The following is a 17,388-nucleotide window of genomic DNA, read 5'->3' as shown; positions in this document are numbered from 1 at the left end:
CCCATTGATAACATGATTATTCGTATTTGAGTAATGAAGTTTTGTTTTGTCCCATCTTCTTCTTTTTTAGCAGCTGTTTAGAAAGAAGTCACATCATAGTAAGAAAGAACAAAATGATAAGGAAGGCAGTAATCTTTTCTGTTATATGCTTACATAGAGAATGTCGTTTCACTTTATGAAGCTAGGATGATAAAATATGGTTAATGAAGAAATTAACGGAGGCGAGAAGATGGGCAATAAACTGGTTTTAATTGACGGGAACAGTATTATCTATCGAGCATTCTTTGCGTTGCCATTATTAAATAATGATAAAGGTGTTTACACGAACGCTGTATATGGGTTTACCACAATGCTGTTAAGAATACTAGAAGAAGAAAAGCCAACACATATGTTAGTAGCATTTGATGCAGGTAAAACAACCTTTAGACATGCTACATATAAAGAATATAAAGGGGGACGCCAAAAAACACCACCGGAGTTATCGGAACAATTTCCATTACTTAAGGAAGTATTGGACGCATTTGAAATTGCCCATTACCAACTGGAGAATTATGAAGCGGATGACATCATCGGAACGTTATCGAAGCTTGTAACACCAGATGAATGGAATGTAACGGTCATTTCTGGTGACAAGGATTTGTTACAGCTTGTTTCCGACAAGGTTACTGTTAGTTTGACGAAAAAGGGAATTAGTGATGTTGAACGATATACACCTCAATTTTTAAAAGAGAAAATGGAAATCACCCAAGATCAGATTATCGATTTAAAGGCATTAATGGGTGATAAATCGGATAATATACCCGGTGTTCCTGGTGTTGGAGAAAAGACTGCAGTAAAACTTTTAAAACAATTTCACACCTTAGAACAAGTCTACGAAAATATTGATGATATTGGTGGTAAGAAATTAAAAGAAAAGCTCATTACGCATAAAGATGACGCATTTATGAGTAAAGAGCTAGTAACAATAAATCAAGATTCGCCTATAACTATTTCTACAGATGATATTCCTTACAAAGGCTATCAGCAAAACAATGTAAGTAATATTTTTAAGCAACTAGGCTTTCAATCCCTACTAAATCGAATTGACGGAGGAGAAGTAGAAGTAGGAAGTAATCATGTTCCAAAGAAAGAAATAGATTACACTATCCTATCAAACGTTACTAATGATACGTTTACAGGTGAAGAGGCATTGATTATAGAGATGCTAGGAGAAAACTACCATCAGTCAGCAATTGAAGGGTTTGGTATAGTCAATAAGGACAATGCCTACTTTATATCCACTGAAAATGCCTTGAATTCTGAAGCATTTAAAAATTGGTTGGAGGATGCGAGTAAACATAAGGTCGTATTTGATGCGAAAAAAACACTGGTTTCTTTGCTGAGGTATGACATTCATACAAAAGGCATAATCTTTGATATGCTACTAGCATCGTATTTACTGAATCCATCTGAGAATAATCACGATATTCCCGCGATAGCGAACCGACTGGGACAGGCTGATTGTCTATTTGATGAAGAAGTGTATGGTAAGGGTGCTAAACAGAAGGTACCGGAATTGGATATTTTAGCGGAGCATGTAGCTCGAAAAGCCAACATATTGTTTAGCTTAAGAGATACGATGCAACAACAACTAAAAGATAACGAACAATATGAGCTGTTTAAAGAGCTTGAGATGCCATTAGCATTAATTTTAGGAGAAATGGAGCATACCGGAGTTTTAGTGGACGCGGATCGTTTGGAAGAAATGCGTACTGATTTAAAAGAGCGATTAGCGGATCTTGAGCGAGAAGTGCATGAATTGGCAGGCGAGTCATTTAATTTAAATTCTCCCAAACAGCTAGGCCCTATCCTATTTGAAAAGCTAAAGCTTCCTGTTATAAAAAAAACGAAGACAGGTTATTCTACTGCTGCTGATGTTTTAGAGCAGCTGCAAGGTGAGCACGAAATAATTCCAAAGCTGTTGTTATATCGTCAGCTTGGAAAGTTACAATCTACGTATATTGAAGGTTTATTAAAAGTAGTAAATAAACAGTCTAATAAAATCCATACCCGATTTAACCAGGCGTTAACGCAAACTGGCAGGTTAAGCTCCATTGATCCAAATCTGCAAAACATACCTATTCGTTTAGAGGAAGGTAGAAAAATACGTCATGCATTTATACCTGCAAATGAGGATTGGGTTATGTTTGCAGCTGATTACTCACAGATAGAATTACGGGTATTAGCACATATTGCTAAAGATGAAAAATTGATTGCTGCTTTTAAAAATGACTCAGATATCCACACACAAACAGCGATGGATGTATTCCATGTTGATAAAGACGAAGTAACTGCTAATATGCGCCGTCAAGCAAAAGCTGTAAACTTTGGTATTGTTTATGGAATTAGTGATTATGGACTCTCTCAAAACCTTGGAATTACAAGGAAGGAAGCTAAGCAATTCATTGAGCGATACTTCGAGAGCTATCCGGGTGTTAAAACATATATGGATGAAATCGTACAAGAAGCGAAGCACAAAGGCTTCGTAAGTACATTGATGAATCGGAGAAGGTATTTACCAGAAATTACAAGTAGGAATTTTAATTTGCGGAGCTTTGCCGAAAGGACTGCCATGAATACGCCGATTCAAGGAAGTGCTGCTGATATTATAAAAAAAGCGATGATCGACCTGCATGGAAAGCTAAAAGATGAAAAACTACAGGCACGTATGCTGCTTCAAGTTCATGATGAACTCATTTTAGAAGCACCAAAATCAGAAATAGAAAAACTAAAAGAAATAGTCCCAGCTATGATGGAAAACACTGTAGAATTAATGGTTCCATTAAAGGTTGATTATGCCTTTGGTGATAGCTGGTTTGATGCAAAATAAGGAGATAATAAGATGCCTGAATTACCAGAAGTTGAAACGATTAGAAAAACGTTAAAACAGTTCGTTTTAAATAAAACAATCGATCATGTTGATGTTCATTGGGGAAAAATAATAAAACGGCCTGATGACATGGAACAATTTAAAATGGAACTTGTTGGACAGACAATACATGATATTTTGCGGAAAGGAAAGTTTCTATTATTCCAATTAGATGATTACGTATTAGTTTCACATTTACGGATGGAAGGTAAATATCGTGTTACGAAGTCGTCTGAACCACTAAAGAAACATACCCATATTATTTTTTCTTTTACGAATGGGGAAGAGCTTCGGTATAATGATGTTCGTAAGTTTGGAACAATGCACCTTTTCAAAAAAGGGGAAGAAAGGAAAAGTAAACCATTAAACTTATTAGGGCCAGATCCTTTTGATCCTGCATTTACAACGGATTACTTTATAAATAAATTAAAAAAAACAGAACGAGTTATTAAATCGGCCTTACTTGATCAGGGAATTGTCGCTGGATTGGGAAATATTTATGTCGATGAAACATTATTTCGTGCAGGAGTTCACCCATTGCGGCAAGCTAATAAGCTAACGCATAAAGAAATTACAGAAGTTCGCAAACAGGCAATTGTAACCATTCAGGAAGCAGTAAAACAGGGTGGGACAACGATACGTTCTTATGTAAATGGTCAAGGAGAAATGGGGATGTTTCAACAAGAGTTATTCGTTTATGGACAAGAGGATAAGGCATGTAAAAAATGTGGTAAACAAATTATTAAAATGAAGATAGGTGGACGAGGCACTCATATCTGTACAACCTGCCAACTACTAAAGAGGTGAGGACATGGCACTAATTATTGGGTTAACCGGAAGTATTGCTAGTGGTAAAAGTACCGTATCCCTTATGTTTGACGATCATAACATACCAGTTGTCGACGCCGACAAAATCTCAAGAGAAGTGGTTAATCCGGGAGAGATAGCTTACGATCAAATCATTGAAGCCTTTGGCAAACAGGTATTACGAGAGGATAAAACGCTCAATCGTGAAAAATTAGGCGAAATTATTTTTGCAGATGAAGCGAAGCGAAAGCAATTAAACGATATCGTTCATCCGGCCGTAAGAGAAAAAATGCTAATGCGAAAAGATGGATATGTAAAAGCGGGAGCAGCGTGTGTCGTTCTAGATATTCCACTACTATTTGAAAGCAAACTAGCCTATCTAGTTGATAAAACAATTGTTGTCTATGTTGATGAGCATGTGCAAATCGAAAGACTGATGAAGCGAAATGGTTATTCTGAGAAAGAAGCCAAGCAGCGGATCGCTTCACAAATACCTGTTAAAGAAAAAGCTGCTATGGCAGATGCTGTTATTGATAACAATGGAACAAAACATGCTTCTTATGAACAACTGGAGGAAATCTTACGTACTTGGGGAATTCGTTAACTTGTAAAGAAACCCTACATTTCTAAAAAAATTATAACCGATTTGTGTAGTATGAGAGAAGTGCTTGAGTAATGTAGCGTAAATACTTCTCATTCAGTATAGATCTTACCGTGCCCTTTTCCCTCAAGGAGTCGTCTAGATATTTTCCATTACTAAATGGAGCTAATCATCATTTCATAACTAAAGTCGAACGGATTGATACCGACCCCGTGAAGTTAGAGTGAAAAATCTAACTTCCGAGGGTCGGTATTATGTTGTTTGGCTTATAAATGGATCTCGTATTTACTGGCAGTAAGATCCCCACTTTAAGCAATAAAGTGAACCCAATATGGATCGACTGCCAGTAAATGTCCGATTGGTTCCACTAACAATCAGTTGAGGTATTGCTTACCCCAACTGATTTAAATTTCACAATATTACATACGTTTGTTCTTGCTCTTTTTTAATCTCAAACACATTAATACCTTTGGTTAATTGTTTGAAAACTAAAATATCTGGATAAATCTAAAATAAAACACACATATACCTCCTAATGTGTTATACTAATTAATAAATAAAGAGAAAAAGTATAACTTATAGTGGGAGGACTTTGTATGAATAAAACTCGTGTTGCTATAAATGGATTTGGACGAATCGGACGAATGGTATTTCGTCAAGCGATTTTGGATGAACAACTTGAAGTTGTTACTATAAATGCAAGTTATCCTGCAGAGACACTGGCGCATCTTATTAAATACGATAGTGTTCACGGTATTTTTGATAAAGAAGTGAAAGCGGTTAATGAAGGAATTATGATTAGTGATAAGAAAATTAAACTTGTAAATTCTCGTGTTCCTGAAAATTTACCGTGGGATGAGTTAAATATCGATATTGTTATTGAAGCAACAGGAAAATTTAAAACGAAAGAAAGTGCAGGAGGGCACATTCGTGCTGGAGCGAAAAAAGTAGTGATTACTGCACCTGGTAAGGAAGTTGATCAAACTATTGTTATGGGAGTAAACGAAGGAGTATATAATCCAGAAAAGGATGATGTAATATCAAATGCATCATGTACAACAAACTGTTTAGCACCGATTGTCAAAATAATTGACGACCATTTTTCAATTGAAAATGGATTAATGACCACAGTGCATGCATTTACAAATGATCAAAAGAATATAGATAACCCGCACAAGGATCTTAGACGAGCTCGGGGTTGCACACAATCTATTATTCCTACGTCTACTGGTGCTGCGAAGGCACTAGGAGAAGTAATCCCACACTTAAACGGAAGATTACATGGAATGGCATTACGTGTACCAACACCTAATGTATCCCTAGTTGATTTGGTTGTCGATGTAAAGAATTCCATTTCGGTTGAAGAGGTTAATCATATTTTTAAACAAGCTCAAGAAACAGATTTTAAAGGTATAGTTAGCTATAGTGAAGAACCATTGGTTTCAATTGATTATACTACAACTGATTTTTCAGCAGTTGTTGATGGTTTATCTACGATGGTAATGGATAATCATAAAGTAAAGGTTCTTGCTTGGTATGATAATGAGTGGGGTTACTCCAAACGAGTGATCGATTTAACAAAGTATGTTGGAAGTTACCTTTATCAAAAACAAGCGCAAATTAGCTAACTGGAATGTTCATTAGTGCATATACATGTACTGTCTAAGCAATGTGAAAAATATTGCAAATGTCTGTGAAACAGGTTATACTTTTCGTTGTATTCTTGATTAATTTGTTTTTCTGCTTAAAGGGTTAGGACCTCATCGGACTAACTTTCCCCCGTGGCAGAAAGTAGGGCTTCAAGAAACAATACCATGAGGGGGATAAATACATGGATACAATGGGAAGGCACGTTATTGCGGAACTTTGGCAGTGCAATGTTAATAAATTAAATGATATGCGTTTAATCGAACGAATTTTTGTGGATGCTGCTTTAAAAGCAGGAGCTGAGATTCGTGAGGTTGCTTTTCACAAATTTGCCCCACATGGCGTGAGCGGTGTAGTCATTATTTCAGAATCGCATTTAACGATTCATAGCTTTCCTGAACATGGGTATGCGAGTATAGATGTATACACATGCGGGGAGGTTATCGATCCGAATATAGCGGCTCAGTATATTGCAAATGCACTTGAGGCAAAGCGTTTTGAAAAAGTTGAAATACCACGAGGGCTAGGTTCTGTTAATATAAAGGAAAGTCGTAAAAAGGCTTAATGAATAGTTCAATAAGTACAAAAAGGTCGATGGTCTGTGGAACTTGCAGCAGAATATCGACCTTTTTTACTGTCTAAGAAATTATAAAATTAGTCGTGTGGATAAATAGGCGCGTGTTGAGCTACGTCCAGCTCCAGAAACGAGGCGACTCCACGAATCACCCTAATCTAAGTTATCATCGGCTCGCAAGCTCACCGTAATACCTTTATCTCCGTTGCCTCGCTCCAGTCACTACGTTTCTAATCGAGCGCTTGGGCTTTTGTTCTCTGAAACTATGAAGTTAACAGCGAATTATTTCTGTTAGAGGTTTTAAGCAAAACATGTTAATATAGTAATACTATACATATGAAAAATATACGCAATTGGGGTGTTGAGAATGTCGTTACGAAATACGATGGCCAAATTTTTTAGCAACCATGCTGAAACTAGAGATAACCATTGGGATACCTCACTCCAAACACATTATTATAAAACAACCAGAGATAAAGGAATGGGTACGCTAGAAGATATGTTCAGACGTTCTGATACGTATCAACTACATTCAATATCGAAAGAACATGGTGAAATCAGTGTAAATATAAAAAAGGGAAAAAAGGCATTTATCATTGCAACTATTATAATGGTACGTCCCTATCAAACTGCAATAGATTTTTCCGTAACTACGGAATCGATTTTACCATTTGATTTTGGCTATAGTACAAAGGTAATACAGCGACTTTATAACGAAATAAGTAAAGAGTTACCAATCATTACAAAACAAGACATGCATAGGTAGACATGAGGAGTGGGGTTGAACGGTATGAGGTGTTCAAATTGCCATAACAAAAGCACAAAGGTACTAGATTCGAGACCAATTGAAGAAGGACAATCCATCCGTAGACGTAGGGAATGTGAGCAGTGTGGCTTTCGATTTACAACATTTGAACGAATTGAAGATGTTCCCTTAATTGTTGTAAAGAAGGATGGAGTGCGCCAAGAATTCAATCGTGAGAAATTAATACGAGGCTTAATCAGAGCTTGTGAAAAACGACCGGTTCCACTAGAAAAAATAGAGGAAATTGCAGTTGAGGTAGAAAAAGAACTGCGTAATGAAGGAGTATCAGAAATTGATAGTAAAGAGGTAGGCGAAAGGGTTATGGATCGACTTTCAAAAGTGGATGAAGTAGCTTATGTTCGTTTTGCTTCTGTGTACCGTCAATTTAAAGATATTAGCGTTTTTCTTGATGAATTAAAAGACTTAATTAATACAGAGAATAAATAAACATTATATGCTTAAATGAAAGGATTAGAGCAATGGTGAACAGGATAGGAAAGATTTTACCTGTTGAAGGATATTATGTTGTACTTAAAGAAACACTACCGGTAGATTATGCTAAATCCCTAACGCATTTGTACCAACCGTTAATTGGAATTCAAGCGGTCACATTATATCAAACACTTCTTCATGAAATCGAATTACAGCTTAATAAATCAGAACCCCAAACACACCATACATTGATGAATTATTTAAATTTACCATTAGATGAGATCTATAGCGCCAGATTAAAACTAGAAGCAATTGGAATGTTAAAAACATTTAAAAGATCGGAAGGGTCGAATAATGTTTTTACGTATGAATTACAACAGTTATTTTCACCAGCGCATTTTTTTAAAGATCCAATGCTTTCACAGCTGCTGTATCATCATATAGGTAATGATAAATTTCAATTTTTAAAGCAGCATTTCGCTCCATCACCAAACGAGTCCTTTGGTGTAAACATTACAGCTACGTTCCAGGATGTCTTTGAAACGGTAACACCATCGTACCAGCAAGAAAATATGGATGTGGAAGAAGCTGAATTGGATATGCTGGATGTAGATTTTTCGTGGATGGAGCATGCTTTAAAACAGCGTATGATACCTATAAGAAAAGTACTTACTACTCAAAATCGAAAACTCATTTCGCAAATGATGTTTCTGTATAATTTAGAGTCCCATGATATTGAAAAATCGGTATTATGGGCTTTAACGGAGGAAAATTGTTTAAACACAGAAGAGTTTAAAGCGGCGTGTCACGATGTATTTAAGCAAAAGTATAGAGGGAATAATATAAGACTTTCAGCTAAAACAAGTCAAATGAAAAACGCTACTTCAAAATCCAAACAGCCACTCACTAAAGAGGAGCAATTAATTGAGCAATTAGAAACCATTTCTCCTAGACAATTGCTAGAAGATTTATCTAGCGGGAACCATGCTTCAGAGCAAGATTTGCGATTGATTCGTGATATTATGACGTCACAAGGTCTGCCATCACCAGTTATGAATGTGTTAATTCATTACGTTTTGCTGCAATCCAATATGAAATTATCTAAAGCATATGTAGAAAAAATTGCCAGTCATTGGTCAAGAGCGAATTTACAAACTGCAAAAGAGGCTATGGCATTTGCAAAGAAAGAAAAAGATAGCTACCAAAAAGTTAAAAAAACCAATAGTGGTTATGGTGTAAGAAACAAAAAAGAGGTTATTCCAGACTGGTTTAAAGAGCAAAAGAAAAAACAACTACAGGCGACTGCTACCAAAGAAGAGGAAATCGACGAAGCGAAGGAACAGCGTGAATTAGAGGAATTGCTAAGGCAATATTCTAGTAACAATAAATAAGCATGATTAAGGATGATTGAAATGAAGCCAGTACAATCTTCACTAAAAAAGTGGATGAGGGGAAATAATAATTTTAAAGAAAACTATACAAAAATTAAGCATGAAATTTTAAGTGACCCTGAAATATCGGTATTTCTATCTCAGCATCCTCAATTACCACAGTCTGAAATTGATAAAAACTTAATGAAACTATATGAATACAAGTCACAATCAAAACAGTGTGATAATTGTACTTGCTTCGCTGAATGTAAAAATATGCTTCAGGGATATTCTCCAAATCTATATGTAGAGGGAAAAGAGATACATTTATCTTATGAAAAATGCCATCTTCATATAGATCATGAGAGACAACAAGAGCAACAAAAGTTAGTGCAAAGCTTATACATGCCTAAGCAAATCTTAGAAGCAGCTATTGATGATATCGATACAGATCCAAAACGTAGTAAGGCAGTCCGAGACTTGTTGCAATTTGTTGAAGAAGCAAAATCTGGAATACCTGAAAAAGGTATTTACTTTTATGGCCCGTTTGGAGTAGGAAAAACATATTTTTTAGGAGCATTGGCTAATAAATTAAAAGAACTTCATATTTCCTCTACACTCATTTATATGCCAGAGTTTGTACGCGAGATAAAATCCTCGATGAAAGACGATACCGTTAATAAAAAATTGGATTACTTCAAAAAAGCAGATGTTTTAATGCTTGATGATATTGGCGCGGAAATGCAATCTTCCTGGTTTCGAGATGAGATTCTCGGTTCGTTGCTACAATATCGAATGATGGAAGGACTCCCAGTTTTTTTCACTTCCAATTATAGTATGGGGCAGCTGGAAGATCACCTTGCTCAAACGAAAAGTGGTGTAGAGCAAGTCAAAGCTGGTCGTATTATTGAAAGAATGAAACAAGTTAGTAAAGAAGTCCATATAAATTCCGAAAATAGAAGACAATAATCTAGTAAAGAGCTTGAAAAAATTCAAGCTCTTTTTTATAAGTTAAGAAAGTATAAAATCAGTGCAATGACTGCGTTAAGCCAAGTAGTTATTTTGAAATGGTTGATGTATATTGGCAATGCTCCGACGAATTACTTCGCTTTCGGCGGGCACGGCTTCAACTAACTTTGCAAAGAAGAACACGTTGCAAAGTGGATTTTCGGCTCGCGCTAATCCCGCAGGAGTCTACGTAATTCGTCTCCGCTATGAGAAGGTGCAACAATTCTTGTCATAAGTAATAGGTTGACTTTTTTTACAATGGGTAAAGTGAAAATCGCTATCCGTGAGTATAAAAGTAGCTGTGTTACTTCATGCTAGCGTTGTAGAGCCTGATAATAGCGAAGGCCGGCCACTTCAACTCCTGTGGGAAATGTTTGACCTGAAGATCCACTTTTTTGAGCGGGTTTTGCTAAAAAAGTTAGCTGAAGGACAAACCCCACGGAAAGGGAAGTGGGCAGCCGGAGTGGTGGTCAAACAAGCAGTAGCTATTATTCCATAATAGCTACTAGAGGAAGCGTAGATCTGAGCATTTAGTGATAAGGACTGAGCGAATTTTGCTCAGTTTTTTTTAAAAGATAAGAAAGTATAAAAATTTGGCTATACCAGAGTGTTTCTTACTGTGGTATTTTAAGTATATGGAAAAAAACATCTTGAAACGAATCTTTTTTGATAAACATCAACATTGGGAAGCATTTAAGAAGAAACATGGAGAGCGAATTCGTCCAATTGTCATTAAAGAGGTGGAAAAATTTCGTGACTGTGGAGATCCCAAAAATGGATTCAAACTCTATGTTTGTGAAGGATGCCATGACGTTCGACATGTCCCTTTTCGATGTAAAGGACGTTTTTGTACAACGTGTTCTGTAGGAGAAAGTGAAGAATGGAGTCGCGTCCTTACAGAAGATATAGTACAAGTGAACCATCGGCATGTAATCTTTACGATAGATGAAAAATTACGGGCTATATTTCTATGGCATCGAGAGCTTTTGAAACCCCTTATGGATGAAGCTGCGAAGCTAATCACGGGTTATTTTCGAAAGAAGGCAAAAGTGAAACCGGGGATAATTGCCGGATTACATACATTTGGGTCAAGAGTGAATTTCAATCCCCATGTTCATATGTTAGTGACAATGGGAGGAGTTACGGAAAAAGGAGAATGGAAAGCGTACGACTATATACCGTTTACGATGCTTCGAAAGCAATGGCAGACGGTGGTGTTAAAATTCATTCGTAACCACTTGTCAAATAAGGAAAAGAAAAGAATTCAACCAAGATTACAACAGGCTTTTTCTAATAATGGGGAAGGCTTCTATGTGTATGCCCCAAAACAAAGAGGAAAGGTGAAGGACCAACTGCGTTATATTGGCCGCTATATTCGTCGACCAGCGATTGGAAACAATCGTATCGAGGAATATGATGGTCAACATGTGACATTCAAATATATGGATAAAGTAGACGGTAAAGAAAAACATGAGACCGTAACGGTAGAAGAATTTATTATTCGATTAATACGTCATATTCCTAATGAACAGTTCAAGACAATTCGTCACTATGGGGTGTATTCTAGAAGGAGTAAGAGCTTAAGCAAAAAGCTATTAGCTACATGGCAACAAGGTACAAGGAAATGGATAGTAAAAGTGAAGAAGACATTACGCCGCCAAACCTGGAGAGAGCGTATTATTTCTAGTGGTCAAAAAGATCCCCTTGTGTGCTCGCATTGCGACAATTACTATGAATACAAGGGAGAAGTGTGTCTAGAGAATGGGAAATTAGAAATAAAGATTGCATTAACAAAAGAAGCAAGGAATGATTTAGAAAGGTTGATTCACTATCGCACAGACCAACAAACGACGCAAAAAAGGGAAGAAGAAAAAAGGAACCGACCACTTACGTCCAAAGAAGACCTACGTCAACTATCATTGTTTCATGTGTCATGAAGAAGAAAAGATACCGTATAACGTAGTAGAAGAGTTTGATTTGATGGATGGCGGAGACCCAACTACGCCACCAAGATTCAGCTGTGAACAATGTGGAGGAGAAATGTATCCGGAGTATTATAAAGGAGTACAAGGACACGAATACAAACTATCGGATGTGCTCTAGCTATGGCAAACAGGAAAGGACCGGGCTGGTTTTTGCCCGGTTTTTCTTAATAGTCTAGGAAATGAAGGAAACTATAAAATTTGAGCCTGTGGATAAATAGGCGCATGTTGAGCCGCGTCCAAACCTAGGCAACTTCACGAATTGCCCTAGGAGAAGTCATCATCGGCTCGTAAGCTCACTTTGTTTCCTTTATTTCCGTTGACTCGCTCCATTCGCTACGTTTCTATTCGGGCGTTTGCACTTTTTGTTCTTTTACAGAAAAGAAAAGTATAAATAAGGGAAGAAAATTTAATATATCATAATATTCCGGTTTTTCATATTACTGCATAATTTTTAGCGTACATAATGAAAAAGACTTATCTGCTAGTTAGGATACTTGGATTCGCTAATTCTTTTGAAGCAGTACTAAACTTCCAATTGGTAAAAAGTTCAAATTATTACTTGATTTCATCATTGAGAACAGTTATCATTTAACTTAAATATTGATAATGATAATCATTATCAATTGAATGATTTAGATAACTATTTAGTACAAGAATAGATTGGAAGGAATGAAGTCATGCAATTTACAGGAATAACTGGAAAGGTTGCTGTTGTAACAGGTGCCTGTGGTGGCATGGGTCAGTCCATTGTTGAAGGGCTTTCTGATAATGGTGCTCATGTAGTTGCACTGGATAACAATACAGAAAAACTATTTGCATTTGTAAGTGAGCTAAAGCAAAACGGCCATCACATAACAGCTTTTACACTGGATATTCGTAATTATGAAAAGGTCGCAGAAACAATAGACATGATTGAACGTGAAGTAGGACCAATTGAAATTCTCATTCATGCCGCTGGGGTACTTTTTTTAGATTCTGTCGTTTCGCTTCCTAAATCAAATTGGGATACCACCTTTGAAGTCAACACTAGCGGTGTGTTCCATATTGTCCAAGCCATTACAAGACGAATGATCCCTCGTCAAGCTGGTGCAATTGTCGTAGTTAGTTCAAATGCTGCTCGAATGCCTAGAATGTCGATGGCAGCATATGCAGCTTCAAAAGCAGCTACTACAATGTTTGTCAAATGTTTAGGATTAGAACTAGCCAATTATAATATCCGCTGCAACATTGTTTCGCCGGGATCAACGAACACCGAGATGCTTAAACAACTGTGGAAGAATGACACAGGAGAACAAGTATCGATAAATGGTACTGCAGAAGAATATCGACTTGGTATTCCGCTAAGAAAAATTGGAGAGCCCGTTGATGTAACAAACACTATTTTATTTCTTATATCTGATATGGCTGGTCATATTACTATGGAAGATATATGTGTAGATGGTGGAGCAACATTAGGGTTGTAAAATTCATCCAAAGGAGGATATAAATTGATAAATACTACTGCTTCTAATCAAAGTAAACAGATAACTTTACTTCAAAATTATCAAAAGGGCGATTTTTTATTAGCATCGCCAAAGCAAATGATCTTGGGTAAAGGAGTTTTTGCAAACGTTCATATGTTAAATAGCCACGGAATAGTAGAGCAAATGAAACAGTCGTTGAATCAAGCAAAATTGACTGGTCATGCCAGACCAATTGTGATGGGAGCGATCCCATTTGATTTTTCCGAGTCACCGAAACTGGTGATTCCGAAAGAGATATCTACTGCTGCTCCATTAGAAGTGAAAAAGCAAGTAGAGTGGAGGAAAGCTTCAAGCTCTACCTTTGAAATAAAGGCAGTTCCTGATCCTGAGGTATATATGGAAGGTGTACGTAAGGGGCTAAAGGCTATTGACACAGATCACATACAAAAAATTGTTTTATCCAGATCATTACATATTACCTCTGCTGAAAGGATAGATACACATCAATTATTAAAAAATCTAGCTTACTCAAATAAAACGGGATACACATTTGCAGTTGATGTATCATTGAATGAGCAGAAAGATACTGAGCCTCGAACATTAATTGGTGCAAGCCCAGAATTGCTTGTATCTAAGACAGGACAAAAAATAGTAGCGAATCCGTTAGCGGGATCACGACCTCGCTGTAAAGATCCGTTGGAGGATGAGCAACAAGCCAAAGAATTATTGGAATCCGCCAAAGATTTACATGAACATGCAGTAGTCGTAGATGCAGTAAAAAAATCGCTTCAGGAATATTGTCTGGAATTACATGTACCTACAACACCTTCAATAATAAAGACAGAAGCAATGTGGCATCTTTCTACGGAAATTAACGGTATTCTAAAAGATCCGCACGTGACTTCCATTGAGTTAGCAATGGCTCTACACCCAACACCAGCTATTTGCGGTTTCCCCACAGAAGCTGCTCGCAATACGATTCAAGAAATTGAACCATTTGATCGTGGATTTTTTACTGGAATGGTAGGATGGTGTGATGAGGCAGGAGATGGAGAATGGATAGTCACCATTCGCTGTGCTGAAATTTGTGGTCGAAACCTTCAGTTATTTGCTGGAGCTGGAATAGTCACTGGTTCAAAGCCAGAAGATGAATTAGCAGAAACGGCAGCTAAGTTTGGCACGATGCTGCAGGGACTAGGCATTTAAGTCCTGAAAAATGAAGGAGGGATTAAATATGGTTCTAGATGGATGTCCAACTTGGCCAGAAGAATATGCTGCATATTATCGAGAGGAAGGATGCTGGGAAGGAAAAACATTTGGAGACCTATTGGCGGAAAATGCCAAAAAATACGAGAATCGAATAGCCATGACTGATGGAGAAGTTGAAGTGTCTTACAGTGAGTTTAATAAAAAAGTGAATCAGCTAGCAGTAGGTTTCCAAAAATTAGGGATACAAAAAGTTGATCGTGTTGTCGTTCAACTGCCTAATCAAATTGCCTTTTTTGATGTCGTTTTTGCGTTGTTTCGGTTAGGCGCAATTCCTGTATATGCGCTTCCAGCCCATCGATATAGCGAAATTCACTATTTTTGTGAATTTGCGGAAGCAAAAGCATATATTATTCCTGACACGTATGGAGGATTTAACTATACATTGTTAGCCAGTGAGGTACAAAAAAGCGTAAATTCACTTGAACATATCATCGTTCATGGTGAGGCAAATAAATACACGTCGCTTTTTGATTTGTATTTACAAGCAGATTTTAAGGAACCTGAAATTAAAGCAAGTGAAATAGCGTTTTTGCAGTTGTCAGGAGGTAGTACAGGGCTGTCCAAATTAATACCGCGTACACATGATGACTATATGTATTCATTGCGCGTGAGTAATCAAATTTGTCGAATAACTAAAAATAGTGTGTATTTGGCTGTGCTACCAATCGCACATAATTTCCCGATGAGTTCTCCAGGTGTGTTAGGAATTTTGTATGCAGGAGGAAAGATAGTTCTTGCTTCTGGATCAAGTCCAGATGAAGCATTTCCGCTGATTCAGAAAGAGCAAGTAACGATTACAGCGCTTGTCCCACCGATAGCATTGATATGGCTAGAAGCGATTAAAAATCGAAGGGATGATTTATCAAGCTTACAGGTTATTCAAGTTGGTGGAGCAAAATTTAGTGCTGAAGTAGCGCAGCGAATACAACCTTCTTTTGGCTGTAAATTACAACAGGTATTTGGAATGGCTGAAGGTCTTGTAAATTATACTCGTTTGGATGATCCGGATGAGATTATTATACACACACAGGGAAAACCAATGTCTCCATATGATGAAATAAAGATTGTAGATGAAGACGATAACCTTGTTGCCACAGGTGAAGTAGGGGAACTATTAACCCGTGGTCCATATACCATATGTGGCTATTATAATGCGCCAGCACATAATCGAAAAGCATTTACCAGTGATGGCTTTTACCGAACCGGTGATTTAGTTAGTGTAAATGAACATGGTTATATTACCGTAGAAGGCCGTGATAAGGATCAAATTAATAGAGGAGGAGAAAAGATCGCAGCAGAGGAAGTAGAGAATCATTTGCTGGCACATTCAAATGTATTTGACGTCGCCGTTGTTGCGATGCCGGATAAATTCCTTGGTGAACGATCTTGTGCATTTATTATTCTCCATTCTGCTTCAGATCACCCAGGTGAGTTCAAACAATTTTTAAGGGAAAGGGGTTTGGCAGCATATAAAATACCTGATCGTGTAGAAATCGTTGAAACGTTTCCCAAAACTCCATTCGGTAAGGTCAATAAAAAAACACTACGACAAAAAATTGATCAAAAATTAAAAATATAATTATTACTTGAAAGGAAGTGGATAAGATGGGACTTCCATCTATAACGACATATCCGATGCCGCAATCTTCGGATTTACCAAATAATATGGTGGACTGGAAGGTTGATCCTAAACGAGCGGTTCTGCTTATACATGATATGCAGCAATATTTTATTAATGCTTATGATTCTAAGCAATCTCCTTTGCCTGAACTAGTGAACAATATTAAGGATCTTAAACAACGCTGTACACAATTAAATATCCCAGTATTCTACACAGCTCAGCCAGGCAATCAAGCTCCAGCTGATCGGGCACTATTACAAGATTTTTGGGGATCTGGATTAAGCGAAAGTATACAGGAAACACAGATTATTAAAGAGCTTACTCCAGTTGAATCGGATACGGTGCTAACTAAATGGCGCTATAGTGCTTTTAAAAAGTCAGATTTATTACGTATTTTACAAGAAAGCGATAAGGATCAAATTATCATTACAGGTGTCTATGCACATATTGGTTGTTTAGTTACTGCTACGGATGCATTTATGGAAGATATTCAATCCTTTTTTGTAGCTGATGCAGTAGCTGATTTTTCAGAGGCAGATCATCAAATGGCCCTACAATATGCTGCGACTCGATGTGGATACTGTCTAACTACAGAAGCTGTTTTACGTGATCTTATCTCACATCAAGATTTAAATCAGGATGACGCGTTTTCGTTTTCAGATATGAAAATACAAATAGCGAATTTGCTCGATATTCATCCTGACGATATTGCCAATAGGGATAATCTACTAGATATAGGACTTGATTCGATTCGGATGATGAGTTTAGTTGAAGAATGGAGACAGCAAGGAATCGAAGTTAACTTTATGAAGTTAGTAGAAAGACCTACACTTCATGATTGGTGGGAAATGATTACTGGGATACCACAAAATACGTAATGTAGTGTCTATGGATAGGA

General features: G+C 37.1%; 16 protein-coding genes. All 16 read left to right on the top strand.

Going from position 1 to position 17,388, the window contains the following annotated elements:
• Positions 1-229 precede the first annotated feature (229 nt).
• The 16 genes from polA to D9782_RS19075 all read left to right on the top strand — a co-directional run bounded on the left by polA (position 230) and on the right by D9782_RS19075 (position 17,368).
• Positions 230-2,869 carry a DNA polymerase I gene (gene polA, locus D9782_RS19145; RefSeq protein ID WP_121605919.1) on the top strand — a complete coding sequence of 880 codons (2,640 nt, stop codon included), beginning with the start codon at positions 230-232 and terminating at the stop codon, positions 2,867-2,869.
• Positions 2,870-2,881: 12 nt separating this feature from the next.
• Positions 2,882-3,715: a DNA-formamidopyrimidine glycosylase gene (gene mutM / locus D9782_RS19140; RefSeq protein WP_121605473.1), complete on the top strand. Its 834-nt coding sequence runs from the start codon at positions 2,882-2,884 to the stop codon at positions 3,713-3,715.
• A gap of 4 nt (positions 3,716-3,719) precedes the next feature.
• Positions 3,720-4,319, top strand: a complete 600-nt coding sequence (gene coaE / locus D9782_RS19135) for a dephospho-CoA kinase (protein ID WP_026681411.1) — start codon at positions 3,720-3,722, stop codon at positions 4,317-4,319.
• Positions 4,320-4,912: 593 nt separating this feature from the next.
• Positions 4,913-5,944 carry a glyceraldehyde-3-phosphate dehydrogenase gene (locus D9782_RS19130; protein WP_121605472.1) on the top strand — a complete coding sequence of 344 codons (1,032 nt, stop codon included), beginning with the start codon at positions 4,913-4,915 and terminating at the stop codon, positions 5,942-5,944.
• A gap of 203 nt (positions 5,945-6,147) precedes the next feature.
• Positions 6,148-6,528: an adenosylmethionine decarboxylase gene (gene speD, locus D9782_RS19125; protein ID WP_026681409.1), complete on the top strand. Its 381-nt coding sequence runs from the start codon at positions 6,148-6,150 to the stop codon at positions 6,526-6,528.
• 376 nt (positions 6,529-6,904) lie between these two features.
• Entirely contained in the window at positions 6,905-7,303 is a 399-nt protein-coding gene (locus D9782_RS19120; protein WP_026681408.1) for a hypothetical protein, read from the top strand.
• Positions 7,304-7,327: 24 nt separating this feature from the next.
• On the top strand, positions 7,328-7,789 hold the full coding sequence (gene nrdR, locus D9782_RS19115) for a transcriptional regulator NrdR (RefSeq protein ID WP_026681407.1): 462 nt from the start codon (positions 7,328-7,330) through the stop codon (positions 7,787-7,789).
• 32 nt (positions 7,790-7,821) lie between these two features.
• Positions 7,822-9,165 carry a replication initiation and membrane attachment family protein gene (locus tag D9782_RS19110; protein ID WP_240455755.1) on the top strand — a complete coding sequence of 448 codons (1,344 nt, stop codon included), beginning with the start codon at positions 7,822-7,824 and terminating at the stop codon, positions 9,163-9,165.
• Positions 9,166-9,186: 21 nt separating this feature from the next.
• The gene (dnaI, locus tag D9782_RS19105) at positions 9,187-10,113 is read left to right on the top strand and encodes a primosomal protein DnaI (RefSeq protein WP_121605471.1); all 927 of its coding nucleotides are present in this window, start codon (positions 9,187-9,189) and stop codon (positions 10,111-10,113) included.
• A gap of 322 nt (positions 10,114-10,435) precedes the next feature.
• Positions 10,436-10,651 (top strand): hypothetical protein, encoded by a 216-nt coding sequence (locus D9782_RS19100; protein WP_121604416.1) that lies wholly within the window; start codon positions 10,436-10,438, stop codon positions 10,649-10,651.
• A gap of 136 nt (positions 10,652-10,787) precedes the next feature.
• Positions 10,788-12,089: an IS91 family transposase gene (locus tag D9782_RS19095; protein ID WP_121605470.1), complete on the top strand. Its 1,302-nt coding sequence runs from the start codon at positions 10,788-10,790 to the stop codon at positions 12,087-12,089.
• Entirely contained in the window at positions 12,079-12,255 is a 177-nt protein-coding gene (locus tag D9782_RS23365) for a hypothetical protein (RefSeq protein ID WP_205388397.1), read from the top strand. The genes D9782_RS19095 and D9782_RS23365 overlap by 11 nt, the downstream gene beginning before the upstream one ends.
• A gap of 559 nt (positions 12,256-12,814) precedes the next feature.
• Positions 12,815-13,600 (top strand): 2,3-dihydro-2,3-dihydroxybenzoate dehydrogenase, encoded by a 786-nt coding sequence (locus D9782_RS19090; protein WP_121605469.1) that lies wholly within the window; start codon positions 12,815-12,817, stop codon positions 13,598-13,600.
• A 24-nt stretch (positions 13,601-13,624) separates the two neighbouring features.
• Complete coding sequence (gene dhbC / locus D9782_RS19085; RefSeq protein ID WP_026683092.1) at positions 13,625-14,806, top strand: isochorismate synthase DhbC; 1,182 nt, start codon at positions 13,625-13,627, stop codon at positions 14,804-14,806.
• Positions 14,807-14,834: 28 nt separating this feature from the next.
• Positions 14,835-16,448 (top strand): (2,3-dihydroxybenzoyl)adenylate synthase, encoded by a 1,614-nt coding sequence (locus D9782_RS19080; RefSeq protein ID WP_121605468.1) that lies wholly within the window; start codon positions 14,835-14,837, stop codon positions 16,446-16,448.
• 26 nt (positions 16,449-16,474) lie between these two features.
• Entirely contained in the window at positions 16,475-17,368 is an 894-nt protein-coding gene (locus tag D9782_RS19075) for an isochorismatase (protein ID WP_121605467.1), read from the top strand.
• Positions 17,369-17,388: the final 20 nt, after the last annotated feature.

The sequence above is a fragment of the Virgibacillus sp. Bac332 genome (assembly GCF_003667785.1).
In the GTDB taxonomy this organism is placed as follows: Bacteria; Bacillota; Bacilli; order Bacillales; family Amphibacillaceae; genus Virgibacillus; species Virgibacillus salarius.
Note: the sequence above shows the minus strand (reverse complement) of the source record. Positions and strands in the feature narration are given on the sequence as shown.